This is a genomic window from Herbaspirillum chlorophenolicum, assembly GCF_001189955.1.
GTDB lineage: Bacteria > Pseudomonadota > Gammaproteobacteria > Burkholderiales > Burkholderiaceae_D > Herbaspirillum > Herbaspirillum chlorophenolicum.
Window position 1 is genome coordinate 71273 of sequence record NZ_LFLT01000001.1, and the last position, 23942, is coordinate 95214.

The 23942-nt window shown below is 63.4% G+C and carries 21 protein-coding genes and 2 tRNA genes; 16 read left to right on the forward strand and 7 right to left on the reverse strand.

What is annotated here, in order from left to right; genetic code table 11:
• Window positions 1–307: 307 nt before the first annotated feature.
• The gene (locus tag AKL28_RS00345; RefSeq protein ID WP_050466068.1) at window positions 308–976 is read left to right on the forward strand and encodes a DUF2026 family protein; all 669 of its coding nucleotides are present in this window, start codon (window positions 308–310) and stop codon (window positions 974–976) included.
• A 1189-nt stretch (window positions 977–2165) separates the two neighbouring features.
• On the opposite strand, the gene AKL28_RS00350 is transcribed toward AKL28_RS00345, so the two are convergent.
• From AKL28_RS00350 to AKL28_RS00365, 4 genes are all read right to left on the reverse strand, one after another.
• On the reverse strand, window positions 2166–2933 hold the full coding sequence (locus AKL28_RS00350; protein WP_050466069.1) for a DUF3299 domain-containing protein: 768 nt from the start codon (window positions 2931–2933) through the stop codon (window positions 2166–2168).
• Between the two features lie 13 nt (window positions 2934–2946).
• Window positions 2947–4215 carry an ABC transporter permease gene (locus tag AKL28_RS00355; protein WP_050466070.1) on the reverse strand — a complete coding sequence of 423 codons (1269 nt, stop codon included), beginning with the start codon at window positions 4213–4215 and terminating at the stop codon, window positions 2947–2949.
• The gene (locus AKL28_RS00360) at window positions 4212–4940 is read right to left on the reverse strand and encodes an ABC transporter ATP-binding protein (protein ID WP_050466071.1); all 729 of its coding nucleotides are present in this window, start codon (window positions 4938–4940) and stop codon (window positions 4212–4214) included. The genes AKL28_RS00355 and AKL28_RS00360 overlap by 4 nt, the downstream gene beginning before the upstream one ends.
• Window positions 4941–5044: 104 nt before the next feature.
• A complete protein-coding gene (locus AKL28_RS00365; protein ID WP_050466072.1) occupies window positions 5045–5632 on the reverse strand; it encodes a DUF2796 domain-containing protein in 588 nt (195 codons plus the stop codon).
• A gap of 213 nt (window positions 5633–5845) precedes the next feature.
• On the opposite strand from AKL28_RS00365, the gene AKL28_RS25270 reads away from it, so the two are divergent.
• From AKL28_RS25270 to AKL28_RS00385, 5 genes are all read left to right on the forward strand, one after another.
• The gene (locus tag AKL28_RS25270; RefSeq protein ID WP_255463971.1) at window positions 5846–5977 is read left to right on the forward strand and encodes a hypothetical protein; all 132 of its coding nucleotides are present in this window, start codon (window positions 5846–5848) and stop codon (window positions 5975–5977) included.
• A 1-nt stretch (window position 5978) separates the two neighbouring features.
• On the forward strand, window positions 5979–6821 hold the full coding sequence (locus AKL28_RS00370; protein ID WP_050466073.1) for a metal ABC transporter ATP-binding protein: 843 nt from the start codon (window positions 5979–5981) through the stop codon (window positions 6819–6821).
• On the forward strand, window positions 6818–7708 hold the full coding sequence (locus AKL28_RS00375; RefSeq protein WP_050466074.1) for a metal ABC transporter permease: 891 nt from the start codon (window positions 6818–6820) through the stop codon (window positions 7706–7708). The genes AKL28_RS00370 and AKL28_RS00375 overlap by 4 nt, the downstream gene beginning before the upstream one ends.
• A 30-nt stretch (window positions 7709–7738) precedes the next feature.
• Window positions 7739–8671, forward strand: a complete 933-nt coding sequence (locus AKL28_RS00380) for a metal ABC transporter solute-binding protein, Zn/Mn family (RefSeq protein ID WP_050466075.1) — start codon at window positions 7739–7741, stop codon at window positions 8669–8671.
• Between the two features lie 126 nt (window positions 8672–8797).
• The gene (locus AKL28_RS00385; protein WP_050466076.1) at window positions 8798–9115 is read left to right on the forward strand and encodes a putative quinol monooxygenase; all 318 of its coding nucleotides are present in this window, start codon (window positions 8798–8800) and stop codon (window positions 9113–9115) included.
• A 96-nt stretch (window positions 9116–9211) separates the two neighbouring features.
• On the opposite strand, the gene AKL28_RS00390 is transcribed toward AKL28_RS00385, so the two are convergent.
• Window positions 9212–10150 (reverse strand): LysR substrate-binding domain-containing protein, encoded by a 939-nt coding sequence (locus AKL28_RS00390; protein ID WP_050466077.1) that lies wholly within the window; start codon window positions 10148–10150, stop codon window positions 9212–9214.
• A 103-nt stretch (window positions 10151–10253) separates the two neighbouring features.
• Between AKL28_RS00390 and AKL28_RS00395 the strand changes: the two genes are divergently transcribed.
• The 4 genes from AKL28_RS00395 to AKL28_RS00405 all read left to right on the forward strand — a co-directional run bounded on the left by AKL28_RS00395 (window position 10254) and on the right by AKL28_RS00405 (window position 15095).
• A complete protein-coding gene (locus AKL28_RS00395) occupies window positions 10254–10508 on the forward strand; it encodes a hypothetical protein (RefSeq protein ID WP_050466286.1) in 255 nt (84 codons plus the stop codon).
• A 168-nt stretch (window positions 10509–10676) separates the two neighbouring features.
• Window positions 10677–10838 carry a hypothetical protein gene (locus AKL28_RS24280; RefSeq protein WP_156226196.1) on the forward strand — a complete coding sequence of 54 codons (162 nt, stop codon included), beginning with the start codon at window positions 10677–10679 and terminating at the stop codon, window positions 10836–10838.
• A 174-nt stretch (window positions 10839–11012) separates the two neighbouring features.
• Complete coding sequence (locus AKL28_RS00400; protein ID WP_050466078.1) at window positions 11013–13022, forward strand: methyl-accepting chemotaxis protein; 2010 nt, start codon at window positions 11013–11015, stop codon at window positions 13020–13022.
• Between the two features lie 210 nt (window positions 13023–13232).
• Window positions 13233–15095 carry a methyl-accepting chemotaxis protein gene (locus AKL28_RS00405; protein WP_050466079.1) on the forward strand — a complete coding sequence of 621 codons (1863 nt, stop codon included), beginning with the start codon at window positions 13233–13235 and terminating at the stop codon, window positions 15093–15095.
• A gap of 12 nt (window positions 15096–15107) precedes the next feature.
• Here AKL28_RS00405 and AKL28_RS00410 read toward each other — a convergent pair whose 3' ends face one another.
• Entirely contained in the window at window positions 15108–15908 is an 801-nt protein-coding gene (locus AKL28_RS00410; protein ID WP_050466080.1) for a uracil-DNA glycosylase family protein, read from the reverse strand.
• 141 nt (window positions 15909–16049) lie between these two features.
• Window positions 16050–18131, reverse strand: coding sequence for an excinuclease ABC subunit UvrB (gene uvrB / locus AKL28_RS00415; protein ID WP_050466287.1), 2082 nt, complete (start codon window positions 18129–18131; stop codon window positions 16050–16052).
• 333 nt (window positions 18132–18464) lie between these two features.
• Between uvrB and AKL28_RS00420 the strand changes: the two genes are divergently transcribed.
• The 6 genes from AKL28_RS00420 to AKL28_RS00445 all read left to right on the forward strand — a co-directional run bounded on the left by AKL28_RS00420 (window position 18465) and on the right by AKL28_RS00445 (window position 23897).
• Window positions 18465–19682: an amino acid aminotransferase gene (locus tag AKL28_RS00420; protein WP_050466081.1), complete on the forward strand. Its 1218-nt coding sequence runs from the start codon at window positions 18465–18467 to the stop codon at window positions 19680–19682.
• Window positions 19683–19804: 122 nt separating this feature from the next.
• Window positions 19805–19880, forward strand: a tRNA-Asn gene (locus AKL28_RS00425).
• 218 nt (window positions 19881–20098) lie between these two features.
• A tRNA-Asn gene (locus tag AKL28_RS00430) sits at window positions 20099–20174 on the forward strand.
• Window positions 20175–20367: 193 nt separating this feature from the next.
• Window positions 20368–21387, forward strand: a complete 1020-nt coding sequence (locus AKL28_RS00435) for a LysR family transcriptional regulator (protein WP_082221302.1) — start codon at window positions 20368–20370, stop codon at window positions 21385–21387.
• 120 nt (window positions 21388–21507) lie between these two features.
• Window positions 21508–22512 (forward strand): 4-hydroxythreonine-4-phosphate dehydrogenase PdxA, encoded by a 1005-nt coding sequence (locus AKL28_RS00440; RefSeq protein ID WP_050466082.1) that lies wholly within the window; start codon window positions 21508–21510, stop codon window positions 22510–22512.
• A 77-nt stretch (window positions 22513–22589) separates the two neighbouring features.
• Window positions 22590–23897, forward strand: a complete 1308-nt coding sequence (locus AKL28_RS00445; RefSeq protein WP_050466083.1) for an MFS transporter — start codon at window positions 22590–22592, stop codon at window positions 23895–23897.
• Window positions 23898–23942: the final 45 nt, after the last annotated feature.

A 23942-nucleotide genomic window follows, 5' to 3' on the forward strand; every position in this document is an offset into this window, starting at 1 on the left:
TGCCGGTGAAGAGAATTGCGGGGGAAGTTGGGGGAGTGGAAGCGGGGCAATCGCGGTATGCAGTAACGGGGTGTGTTCTCGGTAAAGAGGTTTGCAGGGGCAGTAGCAGTGCGTGTAGTGGCAGTGCCAGCAGTAAGTAGCAAGGGTGAGTAAAAGGTAGTGGCAGTAAAGCAGTGTCTTGAGGATGGAACGGCAGGTCGTGAAGCTGCATGGCAGTACCAAGGCGCGTCACGCAGCGTGGGTGCGTAGCTGCACTCACGGGGGCAGCCAGCGGCTTGCCCGTTCTTTTCCATGAGAAAATAGCAGCATGCAAAATTCACATCCATCTGCGCAGAACCTGCGCCCGCTGATCCCGTTGGCCGACTATCAGCGTATCTTCCGCGTCGTGCATTCCGTGCTTCAAAGTGTCGAGGCAGATATTCCGGCCGCAAGTTTTTTCTTCAGCGTCACCGCAGCACAGATGCTGAAGAAATTTTACAAACGCAATGCGTTTCCCGTTGCAGGCGCTGCGTTCTACCTGATCAACCAGGAGGGCGGCGGCGCGCTGTCCTTTGGCGTGCTGGGCGACGATGCCCAGGCCGTCTCGAGCAACCATGATGCATTCCACGCCTGGGTCCAATGCGATGGTTACGCAATCGATTTCATGGCGCCGGTATTTCAGGAATTGCTCGCTGCGGCGGGCCATGCGGTACCGGTGCCGCGCCGTATGTTCCAGAAGGATCTCGGGCGCATGAGCGCGTCGGCCACGGCGTTGGCGGCGCCGGGCGACTTTTTCCTCAATCCCAATCTTGAGCTGACGCGTGAGTTGCTGCAGCAGTTCATGGCCAAGAAAGCGCTGACCAACCTGTCGCAAGTGTGCGTGGAGTGGTACCGCAAGCCGCCCAAGGCGATGCCGGACGACCTCGCGCTGCAGGGCGGCGATGGCGAAGTCGCGCGCATCAGGCTCAATCCCGTGGCGGTCGACGGCGTCTGGTAGGTATTGCCCGGAATCCGGGTACAGAGGGGGAGTGCTGAAGGTAGAAGGCCGAGCCTCCGGAGGAGGGTGTGCTGGACGAGTGTCCAACACACCATGCGATCATGCATATCGGTTGCATGTACCGCACTAGAACCAGCAAGATAACCGTCATGTGTTACGGCAGCGTGACATGCCGGGGCGGCGATAAAAATAATCGAATCCGGTTTCCCCATGGCGCGATGTCATTCCGGTGTCATAAGCCGCCGTTACTATCCTGTCTGTCTCCTCTGTACCTGTTGCAGATGTTTCGCCTGCGATGCGAGCGCATCGCAGGCTATTTTTTCTGCGGGCCTTATCCCCGCCATCGAATCCGATTTCTGCTGTAGAGCTTCACGCCAAGGCCGGAAGTGGCGTTGTAACCCGGCAGTACGCACACGTGTTGGAAGCTGCGATCCTCCCTTCCCGGCAGGCGAAAGCTTGATCCGGTCACGCGGCGCGGGGTGCGTCCACACCTGTTCACGATCTTGTCGTGGGTCGTGAACGGGTGACGTCCCGCAGTATTTCTCCCTCCGTTTTCTCTCCCCTGTTTCGTATGGCCCGTTCCTGCACAACATTGCGCGGGAAATGGAATCCCTTTTCTTTTCAATGGCTTGGGCTACTTGTCAAAATCTTTTCCACAGGCTTACTCCCAAAAAGTGTGGATATCTTTGCCTCTGGCGGATGGATGCTGACCATTCTGACCCGGCCCCATCCGGATGGCCGGGATGGCCTTCGTTTTGACGCACTTTGCTACGGAAACGGAAATCCCTTTTCGATCAATGGCTTAGCCTGCTTGCTCAAGGGTTTTCCACAGGCTTGCTACCAAAATGTGTGGATAAGCAGGGAGCTTGTGCACAAGCTCCCTGTTTCGGTCAGGCAGTGGGGATAAGTCGTTTTGCAACGAGGATGTTTGCCGGGCGGCAGTATTGCCGCCAGTTACCACCAGCCAGTCAAAAACCTTGCCTGGTGTGTGATTGCGGCCGATGCATGCAATGCGCAGCGGATGTGTTCGACAGCGGGGCTGCCGTTCAATGCTCCACAATGCAACGATAGTGGGATTGTCTTTTATTTCAATGGCTTAGGCGGCTTTTCAAAACCATATCCACAGGCTTGTACCCAAAATCTGTGAATAAGTGGCGATGAAAGGCCGGGGATCCCGGAGCGTCTTGACTCAGCTGTTGTCCGGCTCGGTATAAGGTTCGACCTTCACTGCCGTCATGCTGTAGCCGGCGGCGCCCATGGACGAGTCGGAACGCTCGACCTTGACCACGCCGCTGATCCAGACCGCATCCATGGTGCGCACGTTCTTGATGGCCTTGCTGCTCTTGACGTGGATGATCTGGTTGGCCGGCGGCGGCGGCACGTGGATGCAGGCGCCGAAGTAGGGCACCAGCAGGAATTCCTTGAGCGCCTCGCCTTCGCGGTCGAGCGACACGACGAAGCCGGGCAGGCGCACAGCCGCACCTTCCATTGATGGGTCGACCGGCGCATCCTTCCAGTACTTCTTGGCTTTCCACAGCGCGGCGTCGGCGCGCGGGTCGTTGTCGTCCAACTGGTCCAGCTTGAGGCCCTTGAATGGCGCCATGGCGTCCCAGTCCTTGGGGATCAGGCTTTCCCAGGCGATTTCGCGGTAGCCGCCGACCATCTTGCCGGAGGCTTTGTAAGGCTGGTCGGTGACGGTGGCGCTTTGCTTGAGGTGGTCGCCGACCTGATATTGCCCATCCGATGCGGCGGCAACGCCGGTGACCGTGCTGCCGGCATCGGCGCGCGCCGTGACGGCGGGCACTGCTCCGGCCAGCGGGGCGCCTGCGGTTTGCGGTATGGCCGCGGCGGCGGGCGTCGCGGCCGCTTCGTCGCCGGAATGCGCGGCCAGGCGTACACCGGTGCCGATCAGCAGGCCGGCGGCGGCGATGCCGCCTATCCAGTAGAGAGTTTTCATGTCGATTGCAGGTTCAAATTCTTGGCGTCAGGCCGTCGGACAGGCTGAGCCTGTAGGCGCGCAGGCCCGGCAGCAGGCTGGCGGCGAAACCGGCGGCAACGGTCCAGAGCAGCAATTGTAATTCGCCTGCGGACGGCCATGCAGGCTGCAGCGCGATGCCGAACTGCGCCGCCAGCGTCGGCCCCAGCGCCAGCAGCAGGACGGTGAGAAGCAGCACGCCCGACACCACGCCGGCCAGCATCACACCCAGGCCTTCGATGGACAGCAGGATGAAGACATCCCAAGGACGCGCGCCGACCGAACGCAGGATGGCCAGTTCGCGCCGGCGCTCGCCCAGGCTGGCGAGGATGGCCGCCACCAGTCCGGCCAGGCCGACCACCACCACCATGCCGGACACCACCAGCAGCGCGTTTTCGCCGATGCCGACCACGTCCCACAACTGGTCCAGCGCGACGCCGGGCAGCACCGCCATCAGCGGTTCCTTGAAGCCTTCGCCATCGGCGATGTCGCGTTGCACGGCGAACACCCGCGCACGGCTCTTCAGGCCGACCAGCACGGCGGTGATGCTCTTGGGCGTGAGGTCGAATTTCTTGACCAGCGCCGGCGCGATGTGAAGTCCGGGCAGCGGGGCGCCGCCTTCCCAGTCGAGATGGATGGCTTCCATCGCGTCCAGGCCGATGTGCACCGTACGGTCCACCGGCGTGCCGGTGCGCGCCAGGATGCCGGTGACCACGAAGGGTTTGTCGGCGTGCTGGGCCAGGTGGGCGCTGCCCATGCCGTGCGCCAGCACGATGCGGTCGCCCGGTTTGTAATGCAGCTTGTCGGCGACTTCGGCGCCGAGCACGGTCTCGAACACGTCGGCGAAAGGACGGCCCTGCACCAGTTGCAGTGCCTTTCCGTCGCCGTAATGGAAATGCCGGAAGTAGTCGCCGTTGGTGGCCAGCACCGGGAAACCGCGGTGCGAGTCGCCCAGCGAGATCGGGATGGTCCAGGCCACGGCCGGGTTGCGCGCCAGCGCCTGGGCGCTGTCCCAGCCCATGTTGTTGGTGGCGCCGCCGATGCGGAAGATCGCGTACAGCATCAGCTGGATCGGGCTGGTGCGCGCGCCCACCACCAGGTCGGTGCCCGATACCGATTGCGAGAAGCCGGCGCGCACGTCATGGCGCACGCGCTCGATGCCCAGCAGCATGGTGGTGGAAAGGGCGATGGCCAGTAGCATCAGGCCCAGCGTGAAACGGCGGTTCCATGCGCTTTTCGTGGCCAGGCGCAGCAGTGTCCTCATGCGGCCTCCTCGATGCTGGCGGCGCGGTTGACCTGTTCCAGCGCAATGCGCCGGTGGAAGCGTTCGGCCAGGCGCTGGTCGTGGCTGACGAACACCAGCGCCGCGCCGCCGTGGGCGCATTCGCGTTGCAACAGGTCGAGGAAGGCTTGCTGGCGGTCGCTGTCCAGCGCCGAGGTCGGCTCGTCGGCGACGATGATCTCGGGCCGGCCGATCAGTGCGCGCGCCGCCGCCACGCGCTGCTGCTGGCCGATCGACAACTGGGTGACCGGGCGCGCCCACAGTGCGGGCGCCAGGTCCAGCGATGTTAGCAATGAGTGGGCCGCTTCCTGCAAGTTGCCGCCTTGCTGCAAGGTGCGGCCCTTGCGATAGGACGAGAACTGGCAGGGCAGCAGCACGTTGTCGGTGACGGACAGATAAGGCAGCAGGTTGAATTGCTGGAAGATGAAGCCGATATGGTCCACCCGGAAACGGTCGCGCCGTGCGGCGGGCAAGCCCTGCAACGCTTGTCCCAGCACTTCCACGCTGCCCGCCTGCGGCGCGATGATGCCGCCGATGGTCGCCAGCAAGGTGCTCTTGCCGCTGCCGCTGGGGCCGCTGACGAAGATGTGCTCGCGTGCCTCCACCCGCAATTCGTCTAGCGCCAGTGCGGGATGCGGCTGGCCGGGCCAGGTGAAGCTCAGGTTGCGCAAGTGGATGGCGGGCGTGGCAGGCTGCGGCTGGTTCATGTCAACGGTGCATCGGGGAGGCGGGATGGGATAAGGGCCGAAGGGGCTGGCGCGATGATACGCCTGCCTGCTGTCAACGGCCTGACTTCCTCTGGTAGCTCGGATCAGTTGAGGGGAATGATCCCGTTGTCCGGCGCCAGTTGGAAAGCGGCTTGCTTCTTGGGCGTGGCCAGCTGGACGTCGATGCGCTGGAAGCCGGGGAAGGCGCGGAACAGGGCGCTGGCATCCACCGTGTTGAGCGCGCCGGGGCTGGCGCAGACCAGCGTGAAGTCGCCGTCGAGGTCGGCATGGCCATCGCTGGCGGCGGCCGGGGCGGCGCTGGACGGCGATTTTTCACCCAGCAAGGCGGGCGGCAGCACGGCGGATTCAAGCTGGATTTCGGCCGGTTTGCATTGTGCGGCGGCATCGGTGGCGAACATGCGGCCGGCGTCGCGCAGCACCTTGGCCATTGCCTGTACGGTTTCCTTGTCGCGGGCAGAGGTGGCGGCGTGTTCGAAGCCGACCAGGTTGATCAGCGGCGTATCCAGGTGCAGCGTCAGGGTATTGCCTTCCAGCGCCACATCCAGCTTGCCCACGCCATGCTCGTGGGCCGGATGGTTGCCGTGGTGGTCGTCGGCGGCAAAGGCCGGCAAGCTCAACAGTGAGGCTGCAATAACGGAAAAGGCAGAAAAGGCGAGGGGCAGACGGGACATGGATAGTCTTTCGTTGGTGTGGGCGCCTGGGCGTCGGTTGAACCCAGCATTTTGGGCCTGCCTGGCAGAAAAATTCAGTCTTGTTACATTCTGCAACAGGGTTGCATTATAATTCGTGCTTTCCCATTTTTTGCAACTAGGTTGCGATCGGTTCGGAAGCTATGTCTTCCGGCGATGCCGCCGCTTGCATCCTTCTTAGTCAGGTTATCTGCCGTGTCGGTTCTTTCTCGTTTGTTGATGAAGCAAGGCGTGCTCGCCAGCCCTTGGTGGCAGCGCGTGCTGGCGGTGCTGCCCATCTGCCTGCTGCTGTGGCTGGGCGTGCTGTGGGCGCTGGGGGAGGGTTGATATGTCTGCCGTCATTTCATTGGAAAACCTGACCGTCAGTTACCGGCGGCATCCTGCCTTGCATCACATCAGCGGCGCTTTCGTGCGTGGTTCGCTGACCGCGGTGGTCGGCCCCAACGGCGCTGGCAAAAGCACTTTGCTCAAAAGCATGCTGGGTCTGGTTCGCTGCAACGGCGGCCGGGTGGTCACGCATGTGGACACACGCCGCATCGCCTACCTGCCGCAGCAGGCCGAAATCGACCGCAGCTTTCCGATTTCGGTGCTGGATTGCGTGCTGCTGGGCTATTGGCCGGGCAAGGGCAACTGGCGCGGCATCGACGCCGGTATGGCGGCGCGCGCGCGCCAGGCGCTGGCGGCGGTGGGGCTGGACGGTTTTGCATCCCGCGCCGTCTCCAGCTTGTCGGTCGGGCAATTCCAGCGTGTGCTGTTCGCCCGCATCCTGTTGCAGGACGCCGAGGTGATCCTGTTGGACGAACCGTTCAACGCCATCGACACCCGCACCACCAGTGACTTGCTGCGCATCATTGCCGCCTGGCATGCGGAGCAGCGTACGGTGATCGCGGTGCTGCACGACTACGACCAGGTGCGGCGTTCCTTCCCGCAGACGCTGCTGCTGGCGCGCAACGTGGTGGCCTGGGGCGATACCGCCGAGGTGCTGTGCGACGACAATCTGATGCGCGCCCGCGCCATGGCCGAGGCGGTGGATGAGTACGCGCCGGTATGCGAAGTGAGGGAAGACGACCTGCTGGCCCTGTCCTTGTCCTCTTCGCGCGCGCATGTGCACGAGCACGGCAGCCATCCCGGCCATCATCATGGCACCGAAGAGAAGGGCGGCCTGCAATGACGCTGTGGTCGGCTTTTCATCAATTCGCCATCGAACCTTTCCAGGAATTCTCCTTCATGCGCCGCGCGCTGGTGGCGGCTTTCGCGTTGGCGCTGGGCAGCGCGCCGCTGGGCGTGCTGCTGACGCTGCGCCGCATGAGCCTGTTCGGCGAGGCGCTGAGCCACGCGGTGTTGCCGGGCGTGGCGGTGGGCTTCATCTTCTTCGGCTTGTCGCTGCCGGCGCTGTCGATCGGCGGCTTTGCCGCCGGTGTGCTGGTGGTGGCGGTGGCCGGCTGGATCAGCCGCCATACCGAGATCAAGGAAGATGCCAGCATGGCCGCCATCTACGTGGTGGCGCTGGCGTTGGGCGTGATCCTGATCTCGCGCCACGGCACCCAGCTCGACCTGTTGCATATCCTGTTCGGCAACGTGCTGGGCGTGGACAGCGAAGGCCTGCTGCTGATCGCCGGCGTTGCCAGCGCCAGCGTACTGGCGATCGCCGCGCTCTACCGCGGCCTGCTGCTGGAGAGTTTCGACCCCGGCTACATGTCGGTCGGGCGCGGCAACGGCCGTGGCGGGGAGGTGTACCAGCAGGCTTTCCTGATGCTGGTGGTGATGAACCTGGTGGCCTCGTTCCAGACTTTGGGCACGCTGATGGCGGTCGGCCTGATGATGCTGCCGGCAGTGTCCGCGCGGCTGTGGCACGACACCTTGCCGGCCCAGCTGTGCAACAGCGTGCTGCAGGCGGCCGTGGCCGGCTATGCGGGACTGCTGATTTCGTATTACGCCTCGGTGCCATCCGGCCCGGTGATCATCGTTTGCGCCGGCGCCTTGTACGCGCTCTCGCTGCTGTTTGCGCCGCGCGGCTGGCTGCCGCGCCTGCTGAAGCGCCCGCACCTGCGTGGCTGAATTTTTCCTTCGCTTCTTCCCGGAGTCCGTATGAGCTTGCTTCGTCCTTTTTCCCTTTTGCTGGCCGCGCTGGCGTTGGCCGCGAGCCTGCCGGCAAGCGCCGCCGAGCGTATCCCCGTGGTGGCCAGTTTCAGCATCCTGGGCGATATTGTCGCCAATGTCGGCGGTGACCGTATTGCCGTCACCACGCTGGTCGGTCCGGATGAGGACGCCCACGTGTTCCAGCCGGCGCCGGACGACATCAAGGCGGTGTCGCGCGCCAGGCTGGTGGTGGTCAACGGCCTGGGTTTCGAGGGCTGGATGGAACGCCTGGCGCAGTCGGCCAATTACCGCGGCGACATCGTCATCGCCTCGGCCGGCATCAATGCACGCGAGCGGGTGGGCGATGATGACCACGGCGACCATGACCACGACGATCACCATCATCATGGCAAGGACGACCCGCACGCCTGGCAGAACCCGCAGAACGTGATCGTCTACACGCGCAACATCGCCGCCGCGCTGGCCAAGCTGGACCCTGCCGGCGCCGATGCTTATCGCAAGAACGGCGAGGCGTATGTCGGCAAGTTGCAGGAACTGGACCGCTGGGCCAGCCAGCAATTCGCGCAGATCCCGGATGCCAGGCGCCGCGTGATCACCTCGCATGATGCCTTCGAATATTTCGGTGCACGCTACAAGGTGCGCTTCCTGGCCGCGCAGGGCGTGTCCACCGACAGTGAACCCAGCGCCAAGCAAGTGGCGGCATTGATTCGCCAGATCCGCACCGAGAAGATCAAGGCTCTCTTTTTCGAGAACATGAGCAACCCGAAACTGCTGCAGCAGATCGCGCGCGAAGCAGGCGTCACGCCTGGCGGCAAGCTGTATGCCGATGCGCTCTCCAGGGCAGGCGGGCCGGCGCCGGATTATCTGGCATTGATGCGTTACAACGTCGGCCAATTGCTGGAGAAGATTCGTTTGAATTAAGCACCTGTGCCCGATTTCTCCGGGAGCGGGTCCTGTAACAGCCAATTGCCAAATCGCGTATGCTTGTCGCCTCTGCGCCGGAGAGGTTCCGGCGTTCCATTCATATCCAATAAGGAGAAGACAAGCATGAGCACCATCACCGTCGTGGCCATCATCACTGCCAAGCCCGGCAAGCGCGAAGAGTTGCTGAAACTCGGCCGCGCCAACCTCGCCGCCGTGCGTGCCGAAGAGGGCTGCATCGAATACAGCCTGGCGGTCGATGTGGACGGTTTCGGTCCCAACCAGGCGCCGATGGGCCCTGACACCTTTGCCTTCATCGAGAAATGGACCAGCGAAGATGCGCTGCGCCTGCACTTTACGCTGCCGCACATGATCGATTACCGCGAGAAGTCCAAGGACCTGATCGCCGAGCGTGCGGTGCATGTGCTGAAATCGGCCGACTGATCCTGCCGTCGCCCTGACGAAAGTCAGGGCCCAGCGTCGTTAAAGTGCCGCCGAAGGCGCAACGAACGCCGCTGCAATTCTCCTGTCCCACCCACCTCAATGCTCCCCGGGGAAGTCCGCCGGATGCGTACGCTGCGGATCGTAGGCGGAAGCCTGCCCCATCTGCATCAGCCATGTGATGAACGTCTTGAGCGCCGGGTTGGCATCGGCGGCGCTGCGGTACATCATGTGGAACCCCTCCCCATGCAGCACCACTTCCGGAAACAATTGCACCAGGCGTCCATGCGCCAGGTCGTCGTCGACCAGGGCCAGCGTGCCCATGGCCACGCCAAGGTCGGTGGCGGCGGCCTGCAGGCTGAGGAAGAAGTGTTCGTAGACGGTGCCCGGCATTTTCTTGCGGACCGCCACGCCGGCCTTGCTCAGCCATTGCGACCAGGCCAGTGAACGGATGGAGAGGTGGATCAGCGGCATTTCCACCAGGTCGCGCGGCGTCTTGACCGGATGCAGCTCAAGGAAATGCGGGGAAGCCAGCGGCGCCGAGACGTCGTCCAGGAAGCGCACGCATTCGTAGCCGCTGCGTTCCAGCGGGCTGCGCCACAGGATCACGTCGAACGGGTCCTTCACATCTTCGAAGTGCTCCGACATGGTGGTGGTCACGCGCACTTCGATGCGCGGGTTGTCTATCTGGAACTGCGACAGGCGCGGGATCAGCCAGCGCATCGCCACCGAGGGCGCGGCGATCAGGCGTACCACCCGGCTCTTGCCGGCCAGCGTCAGCTGTTCGGCCGCCAGCGCGATACGGTCCAAGCTGGCCTTGACCTCGCCATAGAAGGCCAGCGCTGCCTCTGTTGGCTCCACACCACGCGACTGGCGCAAAAACAACGGCTGGCCGAAGTATTCCTCCAGGGTCTTGATCTGCTGGCTGACCGCGCTGTGGGTGATGAATAACTCCTGGGCCGCCAGCGTCAGACTCCGCGTCCGGACTGCCGCTTCGAACACTTTGAGGGTTTTCAGTGGGGGCAGGGAGGAGGCCATGATGTTAGAAAAACTTATATTGGTGTCGGAAAATGTTGCTTTGCAAAAGCCGGGGGCGACCTTATTCTTCAATCACCGAAACGTTTAACAGTGAGTGAAGATCATGTCTACCGTTAGTATATTTGTAAAAGATGCCGGTTTTTCTAACAATTTGCGCGCCCTGGTCGAGCTGGCCAAGTTTGCGGCCCAACGCGTCATCGCCGCCCACGCCCTGCAACCGGTGCGCAACGATGCCTCCGAACTGCACGACGCGGCTTATTTCGAAGGCGTGGCAGACCACGTTGAGCTGGAAAACCGCCTGCGCCAACTGGAAAGCGGCCACCTGCAAGCCGTATGGAAGCTGCAATCGCAGATCTGATGCAAGCCCGCAGGGCAAGCAACTACCGCCGCGCCATCGAGGCCGGCAAGCCAGGCATGAAGTCGCAAGCCATTGAAGCAAGCTGTCGGACTCGGCGAGTCGCGACACCATAGAAAAGAGACCGGCTCCAGATCTTCCGATGGTCGGAGCCGCGGACGGACAAGGTCGATGTCCCGTCCAGACCTGCAGATGCCAGGCGCAAGCAGCCCTTGGGCTGTATTGCAAATTCCCGCCATGACCCCGCTGACGCGGGGTTTGTTGTTTCTGCTCCCCGCATTGCCCGCCGCCGTTGTTGCGGCGCATCCTCTGTTCGAAATGACTTTGAAATAAGCCGCTGCTATATTGATTCGCAGGGATGGATTGCCGTGCGCGGCCAATGTTGCCGAGGGGAATCGCGCAACGTTGCCGCATGGTTCGCCAGCCATGACCGCGACAGCCACGCACAGGCGTCGACAACAACATCAGATGTTCCATTGTCTTGCGTCATCATTCAAGGGGAAAGCCATGCTGTCGTCGTTACGCGCACGTTTGATCGTGATCTGTGTCCTGATCGTGGCGGTCGCCATGATCGTCCTTTCCGCCGCCAACATCTTTACCGTGCGGCGCGATACCCTGGCGGCGTTGCAGGCCCAGACCGCCCAACTGACCGACAGCCACGCGGCCAACATCGCCGAGTGGGTACGCAGCAAGCGCACCATCACCGCTTCCATGAAACAGGCGCTCAAGCAGAGCGACGTGCTGCCCATCGTCGCCGCGGCGATGGAAGCGGGCGCCTTCGACGATGCCTATATCGGCTATCCCGACAAGCGCATGCTGGCGCTGCATCCCATGCCGGAAGGCTACGACCCGACCTCCCGGCCCTGGTACCAGCAGGCGGTGAACGTGGGCAAGCCGGTGCTGACCGCACCGTATGTGGACGCGACCACCGGCAAGCTGGTGGTGACCTTTGCTGAAGCCGTGGGCGGCAAGGACAACCTGCAGGCCGTGGTCGGTTCGGACGTGCAGCTCGATAACGTGGTGCGCAACGTTGCCGGCATCAAGCCTACGCCGGGCAGTTTCGCTTTCATCGTCGGCAAGGACGGCGTGATCGTCACGCATCCCAACAAGGAACTGGCCTTGAAGCCGGTATCCGCGCTCGACCAGAGCCTGAGCGCGCAATCGCTGGCATCCATGCGCCAGGGAGATGAAGTCAATATCGGCGGCGCCCACTACATGCTGTTCGTGCAGCCCATCGAGGGCACCGACTGGTCGCTGGCAGTGGCGCTCGACTACGCCGAGGCAACCCACTCGATCCGCGCGCTGATGGCCTTGTCGGCGGTGCTTGCGGTGCTGGCTATCGTGGTGGCCGCGGTGCTGCTGACGCTGACCATCACCGGCATGTTGCGCCGGCTGGGCGTGGTACGGGATGTGATGGAAGACATCGCTTCCGGTGAAGGCGACCTGACGCGCCGCCTGGATACGCAAGGGCGCGACGAGCTGTCGCAGATCTCGGGCGCCTTCAATCGCTTTGCCGACAAGATCTCGAAAACCCTGCTGGAAATTCGCCGCGCGAGCGAATCGGTGAAAACGTCTTCTGGCGAGATTGCTTCCGGCAACCTCGATCTTTCCGGCCGCACCGAGCAACAGGCCAGTTCGCTGGAGGAGACCGCCTCGGCGATGGAGGAGCTGACCTCCACCGTCAAGCAAAATGCCGATAATGCGCGCCAGGCCAACCAGCTGGCGGTGTCGGCGTCAGAGGTGGCGGTGCAGGGTGGAGAAGTGGTGGGGCAAGTGGTCGAAACCATGAGCTCGATCAATGACTCCTCGCGCAAGATCGTGGACATTATCAGCGTGATCGACGGCATTGCTTTCCAGACCAATATCCTGGCGCTCAACGCCGCGGTGGAAGCGGCGCGCGCCGGTGAGCAGGGCCGCGGCTTCGCGGTGGTGGCATCCGAAGTGCGCTCGCTGGCCCAGCGCAGCGCCACCGCTGCCAAGGAAATCAAGGGGCTGATCGACGATTCCGTGCACAAGGTGGAAGTCGGCAGCAACCTGGTGCACCAGGCCGGCAGCACCATGACCGAGGTGGTATCCAGCGTGCGCCGGGTGACCGATATCGTCGGCGAAATCAGCGCCGCCAGCCAGGAGCAGAGTTCGGGGATTAGCGAGATAGGCCGTGCCGTCACGCAGATGGACGAGGCCACCCAGCAAAATGCCGCGCTGGTAGAACAGGCCGCCGCCGCCGCCCAGTCGTTGCAGGAGCAGGCGGCGCATCTGGCCGGGGTGGTCGCCGGATTCAAGCTGGACGAGGGGCATCTGTCGCCGGCCGCCATTCCGCCGTCGCGTCCGGCAGCGCCGGTGCGTCCCGCCGTGGCCCATGCGACGGTTCCGGCTGCAGGGCCGAAGAAGCCTGCCATCGCCAAACCGGCTGCTGCTGCGTTACCTCCGGGCAAAGCGGCCACTCCCCGAGCCGCTCCCGCAGCGGCGCCCGCCAAGCCCAAGGCGGAGGAGGGCAACGATTGGGAAGAGTTCTGACATCCTGGCGCCGCGCCTGACGGGCGCGGCTGCATGCCTGCAACCCGGCCTCGCGCCGGGTTTTATTTTATTGGCGGGGATTCTTCATGAGCCATATGATTGGGCCTGAGGCGGCTGCGGCAACTGGCGTATCGGACCGGGTGCTGTCATGGCTTTTGCAGGCCTGATGCCGGCACCGCAGGGGGAGCATATTTTTATACGGGGGGAGTAATGGCGTTCAAGCTCAGACTACAGACGCAGTTGCTGGTGTTGGCTGCAGTGCCGATGCTGGGATTCCTGTTGCTGTGCGCGCATGCCGTGCACGATGCGGTGAAGACCGTTGGGCATATGCAGGCGGTCGGCGCCGAGGTGCGGCAGATCCGTTCGTATGATGCCTTGATCGGGGTATTGCAAGTCGAACGCGGCCGCAGCAATGGCTGGCTGGGCATGGCCCAGGACGGCAGCACGGGAGCCGGCGAAGCGCAGCGTGCGCTGGCCGTTGCCCGGCAACAGACCGGGCAGGTTCTGGAACGGGCCGGCGCGGACGAGGCATCGTCGTTCAGGCAACGGTTGCTGCAACTGCGCCGAGATATCGATGGGCGTGCATTGGCGGCCGGATCGCTGTTCGAGCGCTACAGCGGCCTGGTCCAGGATGTCATGGACCGTACTGGCAACCTCATGCGCGGCATCCGGGTGCCTGAACTGACCGATGCGGTGCTGGCGTCGCAGGCCTTGACCAGCCTGAGCGAAGAAGCGGCGCGCGAGCGAGGCTTGCTCAACGGCGTCATCAGCGCTGGCCGCTATGCCGATGGCGAGCGCGACCAGGTGATCGCTGCCGGCAGCAACCAGGCCAGGGACGAGCGGCAGCTGTTGATGTTCGCGACGCCCGAGATGCGCAAGCGGTACCAGTCGGTGCAGCAGGCAGCGCCGGCACGCCGCCTGCTGCAATTGCGTGAGGCCGCATTGCGCGGCGAGTTCGGCGGCCTGGAAGCGCAAGTGTGGTTCGATATCGCGAGCCAGCACATCGATGCCCTGCAAAAGCTGCAGGGCGCCCAACTCGATACGATCAGCGCGGAAGCCGGCGCGCTGCTGCATGCTGCCGAACGCACGATGTGGATGCTGGCGGCAGGCGCCGGCGGCGCCATGCTGTTGACGGCGGGACTGCTGCTGGCGATCAGCCTGCGTATCTTGCGCAGGGTCGGCGGCGACCTCGACCAGGTTGCCGAGATCGCCAAGCGGGTGGCGCGCGGGGAACTGGCGCCGGCCGGTAGCGTGCGCAAGGGCGACCGCAGCAGCATCCTGGCGGCCATGCATCATATGGCTGGCACGTTGTCGCATGTCGTTGGCGAATTGCAGGCCCGGGCCGGCGCCTTGAGCGCGGTCGCCGGGCAATTGCACGACGCTTCCCTGGCGATCGCGAATGCCACCCACGAACAGGCGGCCAGCATCGAGGAAACCTCCACTGCCATGCGCACCGTCAGCGAGGCGATCTACCAAAACAATGAGCATTCGGCGCAAACGGCCAGGATCGCCGAGAAATCCAGTACGGAGGCGCTGGAGGGATGCCGTGCGGTATCGTCCACGGTTGCGGCCATGCGCGATGTCGCGGCATCGGTGCGCTATATCGACGATATCGCCTATCGCACCAATCTGCTGGCGCTGAATGCGGGGATCGAGGCCGGGCGTGCAGGGATCGAAGGCAAGGGGTTCGCCGTGATCGCAGCGGAAGTGCGCAAGCTGGCCGAACATTCGCAGGGGGCTGCGCAGGATGTGTCCACCATCACGGGGGATAGCCTGCAGACCGCGGAAGAAGCCGGCGAATTATTGAACCAGCTGGTGCCGTCGATCCGCCATACGGCTGAACTGGTGGCGCGCATCAGCAGCACGTCGCAGCAGCAGGCGCGCGACCTGGCGCAGATCAATGTCGCCGTCGAGCAATTTTCCGGTTCGTTGCAATACAACGCCGACACGTCGAACCGATTGTCTGTCACCGCGCAAGAGATGCGGGTGCAGGCCTACGGCTTGCTGGAACTGGTGCAGTTCTTCAAGGCTTCGCCGGCCACGGAGCATGGCGCGGGCCTGAAACCTTCCTGATGCAAGTGCCGGTCAGCTGTGCCGCGCCAGCAGGCGCATGCGGCCAAACAATTGCTGCATGCCGCTGTGCTCGATGAAGCTCAGGTTGTAGGGGTGTTCCGCCACCGCGCGCGGGAAGGCTTCGACCAGCGGCAGGCTGTGCAACTGTTCGGCGATCTTGCCCCATAGCACCAGTGTCGGCAGCGCGCTGCCGCGCGCCGCTGCATGTTCTGCCATGGCGCGCAGCACGGTGTCGAAGAACGGCTTCCAGGCCTTGGCATCCTTGACAGGCGCCACGTGTGAGCGAAACACCAGGCTGGCGTTGAGCAGCAGGAAACCTTGCGCTTCCAGGTTGGATTGCAGGTCGGCCAGGGTCTGGATCGTACCTTGCGTATCGGCTTGCGCCTTGGCCGCAATGCCCGCCAGTGCGTCGCCGCTGGTATTGCCGGCCTGCAGCGCGCCATCGGCCACCAGCAGCATTTTCATGAAATTGCGCAGGGAAGTAGCGCGGTTGACCTGCTTGGACAAGCCCTTGTCCGACCAGAGCGAACCCACCGCGCCATCCATGAAGCACACCCCGGTGGCACTGGCGGCGCGCGGGTAGGGACCTTCGCCGACCAGCACATAGCGCACGGCATCCATGGGCTGCTTGAATGCGGCGAAGATGCGGCCTTCGGTGGGCAGGTAGTTGTCTTGCGCCAGCGCGCCCAGGTAGGCCGGGTCGGCCTTGGCGATCGCCTCAAGCCCCTCGCGCAGCGCGGCGTGCCAGGAGGGATCGGCGGTCTGGATCAGGCCCAGCAGGTCGGCGGGGAGAGAGGCGGAATGCGTGGTCATGGGGAAGCTTGCGGCGTGGCCGTCGTGGGAAATGGCGGCATTGTATAACGGCGGGTTTGGGGGATCGGTGCGCAGCGCGGTGAACGATGCGGGTCCCTGCTTTCGCAGGGACGACCGAGGATGGTTGCAGGCGCCGGACGATCAGGCCGCCGCCGTATCGCTCCCCGGCGCACCGAACAGCTGCTGCTTCAGTACATGCAACTGGTCGCGTGCCGCTGCCGCCTTTTCGAACTCGAGGTTCTTGGCGTGGTCCTGCATCTGTTTCTCGAGGCGCTTGATCTCCTTGCTGATCTGCTTCTCGCTCATGGCTTCGTAGTTCTTCTGCTCCTGCGCCACCATCAGTTCGGCGCGCGCTTCCGACGGGTTGAACACGCCGTCGATCAGTTCGCGGATTTCCTTCTTGATGCCGGTCGGCGTGATGCCGTTGGCTTCGTTGAAGGCCATCTGCTTGGCGCGGCGGCGTTCGGTTTCGCCGATGGCCTTGTGCATGGAGTCGGTGACCTTGTCGCCGTACAGGATGGCCATCCCGTTCAGGTTACGGGCGGCGCGGCCGATGGTCTGGATCAGGCTGCGCTCGGAGCGCAGGAAGCCTTCCTTGTCGGCATCCAGGATCGCCACCAGCGAAACTTCCGGAATATCCAGCCCCTCGCGCAGCAGGTTGATGCCGACCAGCACGTCGAAAGTGCCCAGGCGCAGGTCGCGGATGATTTCCACGCGTTCCACGGTGTCGATATCGCTGTGCAGGTAGCGCACCTTGATGCCGTTGTCGGACAGGAACTCGGTCAGCTGCTCGGCCATGCGCTTGGTCAGCGTGGTCACCAGCACGCGCTCGTCCTTGGCGACGCGGTCGGTGATTTCCTGCATCAGGTCGTCGACCTGGGTGGTGGCGGGGCGCACGGTGATGATCGGGTCGACCAGTCCGGTCGGGCGCACCACTTGCTCGACCACCTGGTCGGCATGGCTGTTCTCGTAGTCGGCCGGGGTGGCGGAGACGAATACGGTCTGGCGCATTTTCTTTTCGAACTCGTCGAACTTCAGCGGCCGGTTATCCAGCGCCGAAGGCAGGCGGAAACCGTAGTCCACCAGGTTGACCTTGCGCGCACGGTCGCCGTTGTACATGCCGTTCAACTGGCCGATCAGCACGTGCGACTCGTCCAGGAACATCACCGCGTCCGGCGGCAGGTAATCCACCAGCGTCGGCGGCGGGTCGCCCGGCTTGCCGCCCGAGAGGTGGCGCGAGTAGTTCTCGATGCCCTTGGTGAAGCCGATCTCGGTCATCATCTCGATGTCGAAGCGGGTGCGCTGCTCCAGCCGCTGTTCTTCGATCAGCTTGTTTTCCTTACGGAAGAATTCCAGACGTTCGCGCAGCTCGTCCTTGATGGTCTCGATCGCGCGCAGCACGGTCGAGCGCGGCGTCACGTAGTGCGAGCCGGGGTAGATGGTGAAGCGCGGGATCTTCTGGCGCACGCGGCCGGTCAGCGGATCGAACAGCTGCAGGCTGTCGATCTCGTCGTCGAACATCTCGATGCGCACCGCCAGCTCGGCGTGCTCGGCCGGGAACACGTCGATGGTGTCGCCGCGCACGCGGAAGGTGCCGCGGCCGAAGTCGGTCTCGTTGCGCTTGTACTGCATCTGGATCAGGCGCGCGATGACGTCGCGCTGGGCCACCTTGTCCTTGGCGCGCAGGGTCAGGATCATCTGGTGGTATTCGTTGGGGTTACCGATACCGTAGATGGCAGAGACGGTGGCCACGATCACCACGTCGCGCCGCTCCATCAGCGACTTGGTGCAGGACAGGCGCATCTGCTCGATGTGCTCGTTGATCGACGAGTCCTTCTCGATGAACAGGTCGCGCTGCGGCACATAGGCTTCAGGCTGGTAGTAATCGTAGTAGCTGACGAAGTATTCCACCGCATTGTGCGGGAAGAACTCGCGGAACTCGCTATAGAGCTGCGCCGCCAGCGTCTTGTTGGGAGCGAACACGATGGCCGGCCGGCCCAGGCGGGCAATGGTGTTGGCCATGGTGTAGGTCTTGCCGGAGCCGGTCACGCCCAGCAAGGTCTGGAAGAACAGGCCGTCGTTGACGCCTTCCACCAGTTTCTCGATCGCGGCGGGCTGGTCGCCGGCCGGCGGGAAGATCTGGTTGAGCTTGTAGGGCGAATCGGGGAAGGTGACGAACTTGCTGTCGTCGAGCTCGGGGGTAATCGTTGTCAGTTCAGCCATGGTGGTCGGTAACCCGCTTCGGTTGAGGTTTGCCTGCTTCCGGTGCGGCCGCATGCCTGAAAAGAGGGCGTTGCAGGCCGGAAATGCCGGACGCGCGAATGCGTCATAGATGCAGGCGGAGACGCCGTCTTCAAGGCGAAAAGGCGGCGGATATGTCATTTCTGCATGGAAGCATGCAGATTCAGCCTGGTTTTACACCTGCCTGTATCTGTGATTAGGCACCGGGATTTGCTAGAATGTGGTGTTGCAAAACGGTGCAGGGCTGGCAACCTCGGCCATGCATCCATCCACTCCTGCAGCGCTCCGTTGCAGCTAACTTTTCATGTTATCACGATGAACGCACCTGTCTCCGCCTCCCTGTTTTCCGCCATCGAAATGGCGCCGCGCGACCCCATCCTGGGCGTTACCGAAGCCTACAACGCCGACAAGAACCCGGCCAAGACCAACCTGGGCGTGGGCGTCTACTACGACGACAACGGCAAGGTGCCGCTGCTGGAATGCGTGAAAAAGGCGGAAGCGGAACTGATCGCCAAACTGTCCCCGCGTACCTACCTGCCGATCGACGGCCTGGCGACTTATGACCGCGCCGTGCAGGAACTGGTGTTCGGCGTCGGCAGCGCAGTGATTACCGAAAAGCGCGCGATCACCGTGCAGGCCGTGGGCGGCACCGGTGCGCTGAAGCTGGGCGCCGATTTCCTGAAGCACTTCTCGCCGGCCGGCACCGAAGTCTGGATCAGCGACCCGAGCTGGGAAAACCACCGCGCGCTGTTCGAAATGGCCGGTTTCAAGGTCAATGCCTATCCTTACTATGACCCAGCCACCCGCGGCGTGAACTTCGCCGGCATGCTGGATGCGCTCAAGACCATGAAGTCCGGCTCGGTCGTGCTGCTGCACGCCTGCTGCCACAACCCGACCGGCGCCGACCTGACCGCAGACCAGTGGACCCAGGTCATCGAAGTCGTGACCTCGCGCGGCCTGGTGCCGTTCCTGGACATGGCCTACCAGGGCTTTGGCGACGGTATCGAAGAAGACGGCAAGGTGGTGCGCCGCTTCGCCGAAGCCGGCGGCCCGCTGTTCGTTTCCAACTCGTTCTCGAAGTCGTTCTCGCTATACGGCGAGCGCGTCGGCGCGTTGTCGATTGCCGCCGCCAGCGCCGAAGAGGCTGCCCGCGTGCTATCGCAATTGAAGCGCGTGGTGCGCACCAACTACTCCAACCCGCCGATCCACGGCGGCCAGGTCGTGGCAACTGCGCTGGCTTCGCCGGAACTGCGCAAGCTGTGGGAAGACGAACTGTCGGAAATGCGCGTGCGCATCCGTGAAATGCGCCAGCTGCTGGTGGCCAAGCTGAAGGAAAAGGCCCCCGGCCATGACTTCGACTTCGTTAACAAGCAACGCGGCATGTTCTCGTACTCGGGCCTGACCAAGGCGCAAGTCGACCGCCTGCGCAACGAATTCTCGATCTATGCCGTCGACACCGGCCGCATCTGCGTGGCCGCGCTCAACACCAAGAACATCGACGCGGTGGTGGATGCCATCGCCAAGGTGCTCTAAGCCGTTTGGCAGGCAAGGGATTGCCGGCGCCGCTTCCCCGGTTTCATAGGGGAAAAGCGGGCCGGCTGAAAAAAGTTTTTGACAGGAAGTAAAAATCCGGTCATAATCTTTTTCTCAGCTGTTCCCTGATAGCTCAGTCGGTAGAGCGACGGACTGTTAATCCGCAGGTCCCTGGTTCGAGTCCAGGTCGGGGAGCCAAAAAATTCAAAAGCCTCGCAGTTTTCTGCGGGGCTTTTTCAATTCATCTTCCATTTGTACCGGAGCGGCGACGTTTTCGGGTGGGATGACGCCATAAGTTGCGGATGGGACGAAGCCCGAACTTCGACGCAACGGCGGTTGTTGAATGATGTAAAAAATTTCTTTCGCACACTCTGGCGGCGAAAGAAAAATTCGTTCATAATCGCGCCCTCAGCTGTTCCCTGATAGCTCAGTCGGTAGAGCGACGGACTGTTAATCCGCAGGTCCCTGGTTCGAGTCCAGGTCGGGGAGCCACAGAATGCAAAGCCCTCAATCGCAAGATTGGGGGCTTTTTCTTTTGCCATTCCGGAGTAGTTGCGTTTGCTGCTGTTTCGATGCGATGGGCATAGGCCCTGTCGCGATGCTTCCGCAAATCCCCGCAGGCTCTTTGTTTGCGGTGACGCGTAGAATAGGGCATTCCCGTTCGCCATCGCCACCGTTCTCAGCCATGTCTTCCCGCCCGGCCCCCCCCAATGCCGCTTCCGCTGCAATCATCCCCACGCTCGACCGCCTCCATTTCGACCTGACCACGCTACGCCTGTTCGAGGCCACCGCTGAACTGGGCGCCGTGACCAAAGCGGCAGAGCGGATCTTCCTGGCGCCGGCGGCAGCGTCGCGCCGCATCCAGGAGTTCGAGGCGCAGTTCGGCATCCCGTTGTTCGAGCGCCTGCCGCATGGCATGGCGCTGACCGACGCCGGCCGTGCGCTGCTGGCGCATGTGCGCAGCATGATGCATTCGGTGGCGCGCATGCAGGACGATGCCACCGCTTTCCGCCAGGGGAATATGGGCGTGGTGCGGCTGGCGGCGTGTACCTCGGCCGTGCTGCAATTTCTGGCGCAGGATATCCGGCTGTGCCAGGACCAATATCCAGGCATCAAGATCGACCTGCTGGAAGCCAATAGCCAGGGCGTGGTGGAAGCGGTCACGCGTGGCGTGGCCGATATCGGCATCTACGAAAGCACCTTGGGCGGCACCATGCTGCCGACCCAGGCTTACCGCGAAGATCGCCTGGTGCTGGCGGTGCCGCATGGCCATCCGCTGGCCAAGAAGAGGCGCGCCACGCTCGAAGACATCTTGCCGCACGAGGTGATCGGCCTGTCCGAAGGCGCGGCCTTGTCGCTGTCGCTGGGACGCCTGGCGGCACAGAGCAGCCAGGTGCTGCACATGCGTATCATGGTGCGCAGCTTCCACAGCATGGCGGCGATGATCGCGCAAGGCATCGGTATCGGCCTGATGCCGGACAAGGTGGCCGATCTGCTGGTCGGGGAAAACCGTTTCAAGACCGTGCCCGTGGACGGGGAATGGGCCACGCGCCGTTTCGTGCTGTGCCATCAGCCGGTGCATGCGATGTCGGGGTCGGGCATGGCGGTGGCTGCCATGCTGGCCACCTCTGCGGCGAAGGCAGCCAAGCCTGGCAAGGCTTCCCGTCCGGTTTCGCAAAACGCGAAACCAGCTTCAGCGAAATAGCGATGGAATCGCGGCGCCTGCCGCTCGTATAGTTCGGCCAACGTCCAGCGAGAGTGCGCCATGCACTCTCGCAGCCGGCGGCCCGACCAGATACGAGAACCACGAGACACAGGAGCAGGCATGTCCATCGCAGCATCCCCATCTTCCACACCACACAAGCCGCGTATTGCACTGACCATCGGCGACCCGGCCGGCATCGGCCCCGAGCTGGTGTTGCGCCTGCTGGCCGACCCGGCCACCGCTGCCCGTGCCGACATCAGCCTGATCGGCAACACGCCGGCGCTGGAGCGCGCGGCCAAGGCGACAGGCCTGCCGCTGCCGCAAGCAGCCGATTGGCTGCAGATCGTCGACTGGGCGCAGCAGGACACGCAGTACGAGCCTGCCGTCGCTACCGAAGCCAATGGCAAGTTCATCCTCGAATCGCTCACGCTGGGCGCGCGCATGGTGGCAGAGGGCCGCGCCGACGCGCTATGCTTCGCGCCGCTGAACAAGGGCGCCATGCGCAAAGGCGGCATGCACGAGGAAGACGAGATGCGTTGGTTCGCCAAGCTGCTCGACTACAACGGCCTGTGCGGAGAGTTGAATATCCTGGACGACCTGTGGACCGGCCGCGTGACTTCGCACATGCCCTTGAAGGATGTGTCCTCGCATCTCACGCCCCAGGGCGTGGCCGCCGCCATCCGCATGCTGACCGAATCCTTCCGCGCTGCGGGCAATCCGAATCCGCGCATCGGCGTATGCGGCTTCAACCCGCACAACGGCGACAACGGCAACTACGGCCGCGAAGAGATCGATGTCATCGAACCCGGCATCAAGCTGGCGGCCGACACCGGCTGCCCGTCGGAAGGCCCGTATCCAGCCGACACCATCTTTCTGCGCGCCAAGGCCGGCAAGCTGGACGGCATCGTCACCATGTACCACGACCAGGGGCAGATCGCGACCAAGCTGCTGGGCTTCGACGTCGGCGTGACGGTAGAAGGCGGCTTGCCGATTCCCATTACGACACCGGCGCACGGCACCGCCTACGACATCGTGGGGCAGGGCATCGCCAAGCCCACGGCGATGGCCAATGCCTTCGAGCTGGCTTGCAGGATGGGGAGTACGCGCGCCGCAAGCCACGCCTGACATCACAATCAATAACTGGCGCCGAGCACCGATAAACGGGCCGGCGCTTCAACAACGTCCACAGAGGCGAGGAGACCATGCAAACCAATATCAACCACGGGCAGGCGACCCATGTACAGAAGATCATGCTGGCGATCTTTTGCGCCATGTCATTCATCCTGTATCTCGACCGCGTCAACCTGGCCGCCGCCGCCGGGCCGATCAAGGATGAGCTGGGCCTGTCGAATACCACGCTGGGGCTGGCGTTCTCGGCCTTCGGCTATACCTATGCGATCTTCCAGATCATCGGCGGCTGGTTCGCCGACAAGCTGGGCGCCAAGAAGACACTGATCTTCTGCGGCTCGATCTGGGTGGTGGCGACGATCGCCACCGGTTTTGTCAGCGGACTGGTCTCGCTGGTACTGGCGCGCCTGCTGCTGGGCATCGGCGAGGGCGCGGCGCTGCCGGCCCAGGCACGCGCCATTGCCAACTGGTTCACGCGCAAGGATCGCGGTTTCGTGCAGGGCATCACGCATTCATTCTCGCGCCTGGGCAATGCGGTGGCGCCGCCGATCGTGGCGGTGCTGATCGCGCTGCATTCATGGCGCGCTGCCTTCGTCATCGTCGGCGTGCTGACCGCGTTGTGGATCTTCATCTGGGCCTTCTATTACAAGGACAATCCGCGCGAGCACCGGTCCATCAATGAGGCCGAACTGGCCAAGCTGCCGGAGCACACCAAGACGGCCGCTGCCAACGGCGAGGCGACGCCGTGGAAGAAGATCCTGCGCCGCATGTCGCCGACCATCTTCGTGTACTTCTGCCAGGTCTGGACCAATACGCTGTTCTTCAGCTGGGTACCGATCTTCTTCATGAACGCCTATCACCTGGACCTGAAGAAATCCGCCATCTTCGCCTCCGGCGTGTTTTTCGCCGGCGTGGTGGGCGACGTCACCGGTGGCCTGATCAGCGACCGCGTGCTGAAGAAGTCCGGCAACTTGCGCCTGGCGCGCCAGGGCGTGATCGCGGTGAGCCTGTTGGGCACCTTCGGTTTCCTGATCCCGGTGATGATCAGCCATGACGTGAACGTGGTCGTGTGGTGCCTGTCGGGCGCATTCTTCATGCTGGAACTGACCATTGGGCCGATCTGGGCGGTGCCGATGGATGTGGCGCCGAAATTCGCCGGCACTGCCAGCGGCATGCTCAATACCGGCGCCGCGCTGGCGACCATCATCTCGCCGCTGGTGTTTGGCGCGGTGGTCGACATGACCGGCAACTGGAGCCTGCCTTTCGTGGGTTCCGGCGTGTTCCTGCTGATCGGGGCGGTATCCACGCTGGCCATGCGCCCGGATCGCGATATCGAGCACCTTGACGCCGGCCTGCCCAAGAAGGAATACGCGCACGGCTGAAGCCGGGAGGCAAGAAAACTGGTTGCGGCCCTTGTGGCTGCAACG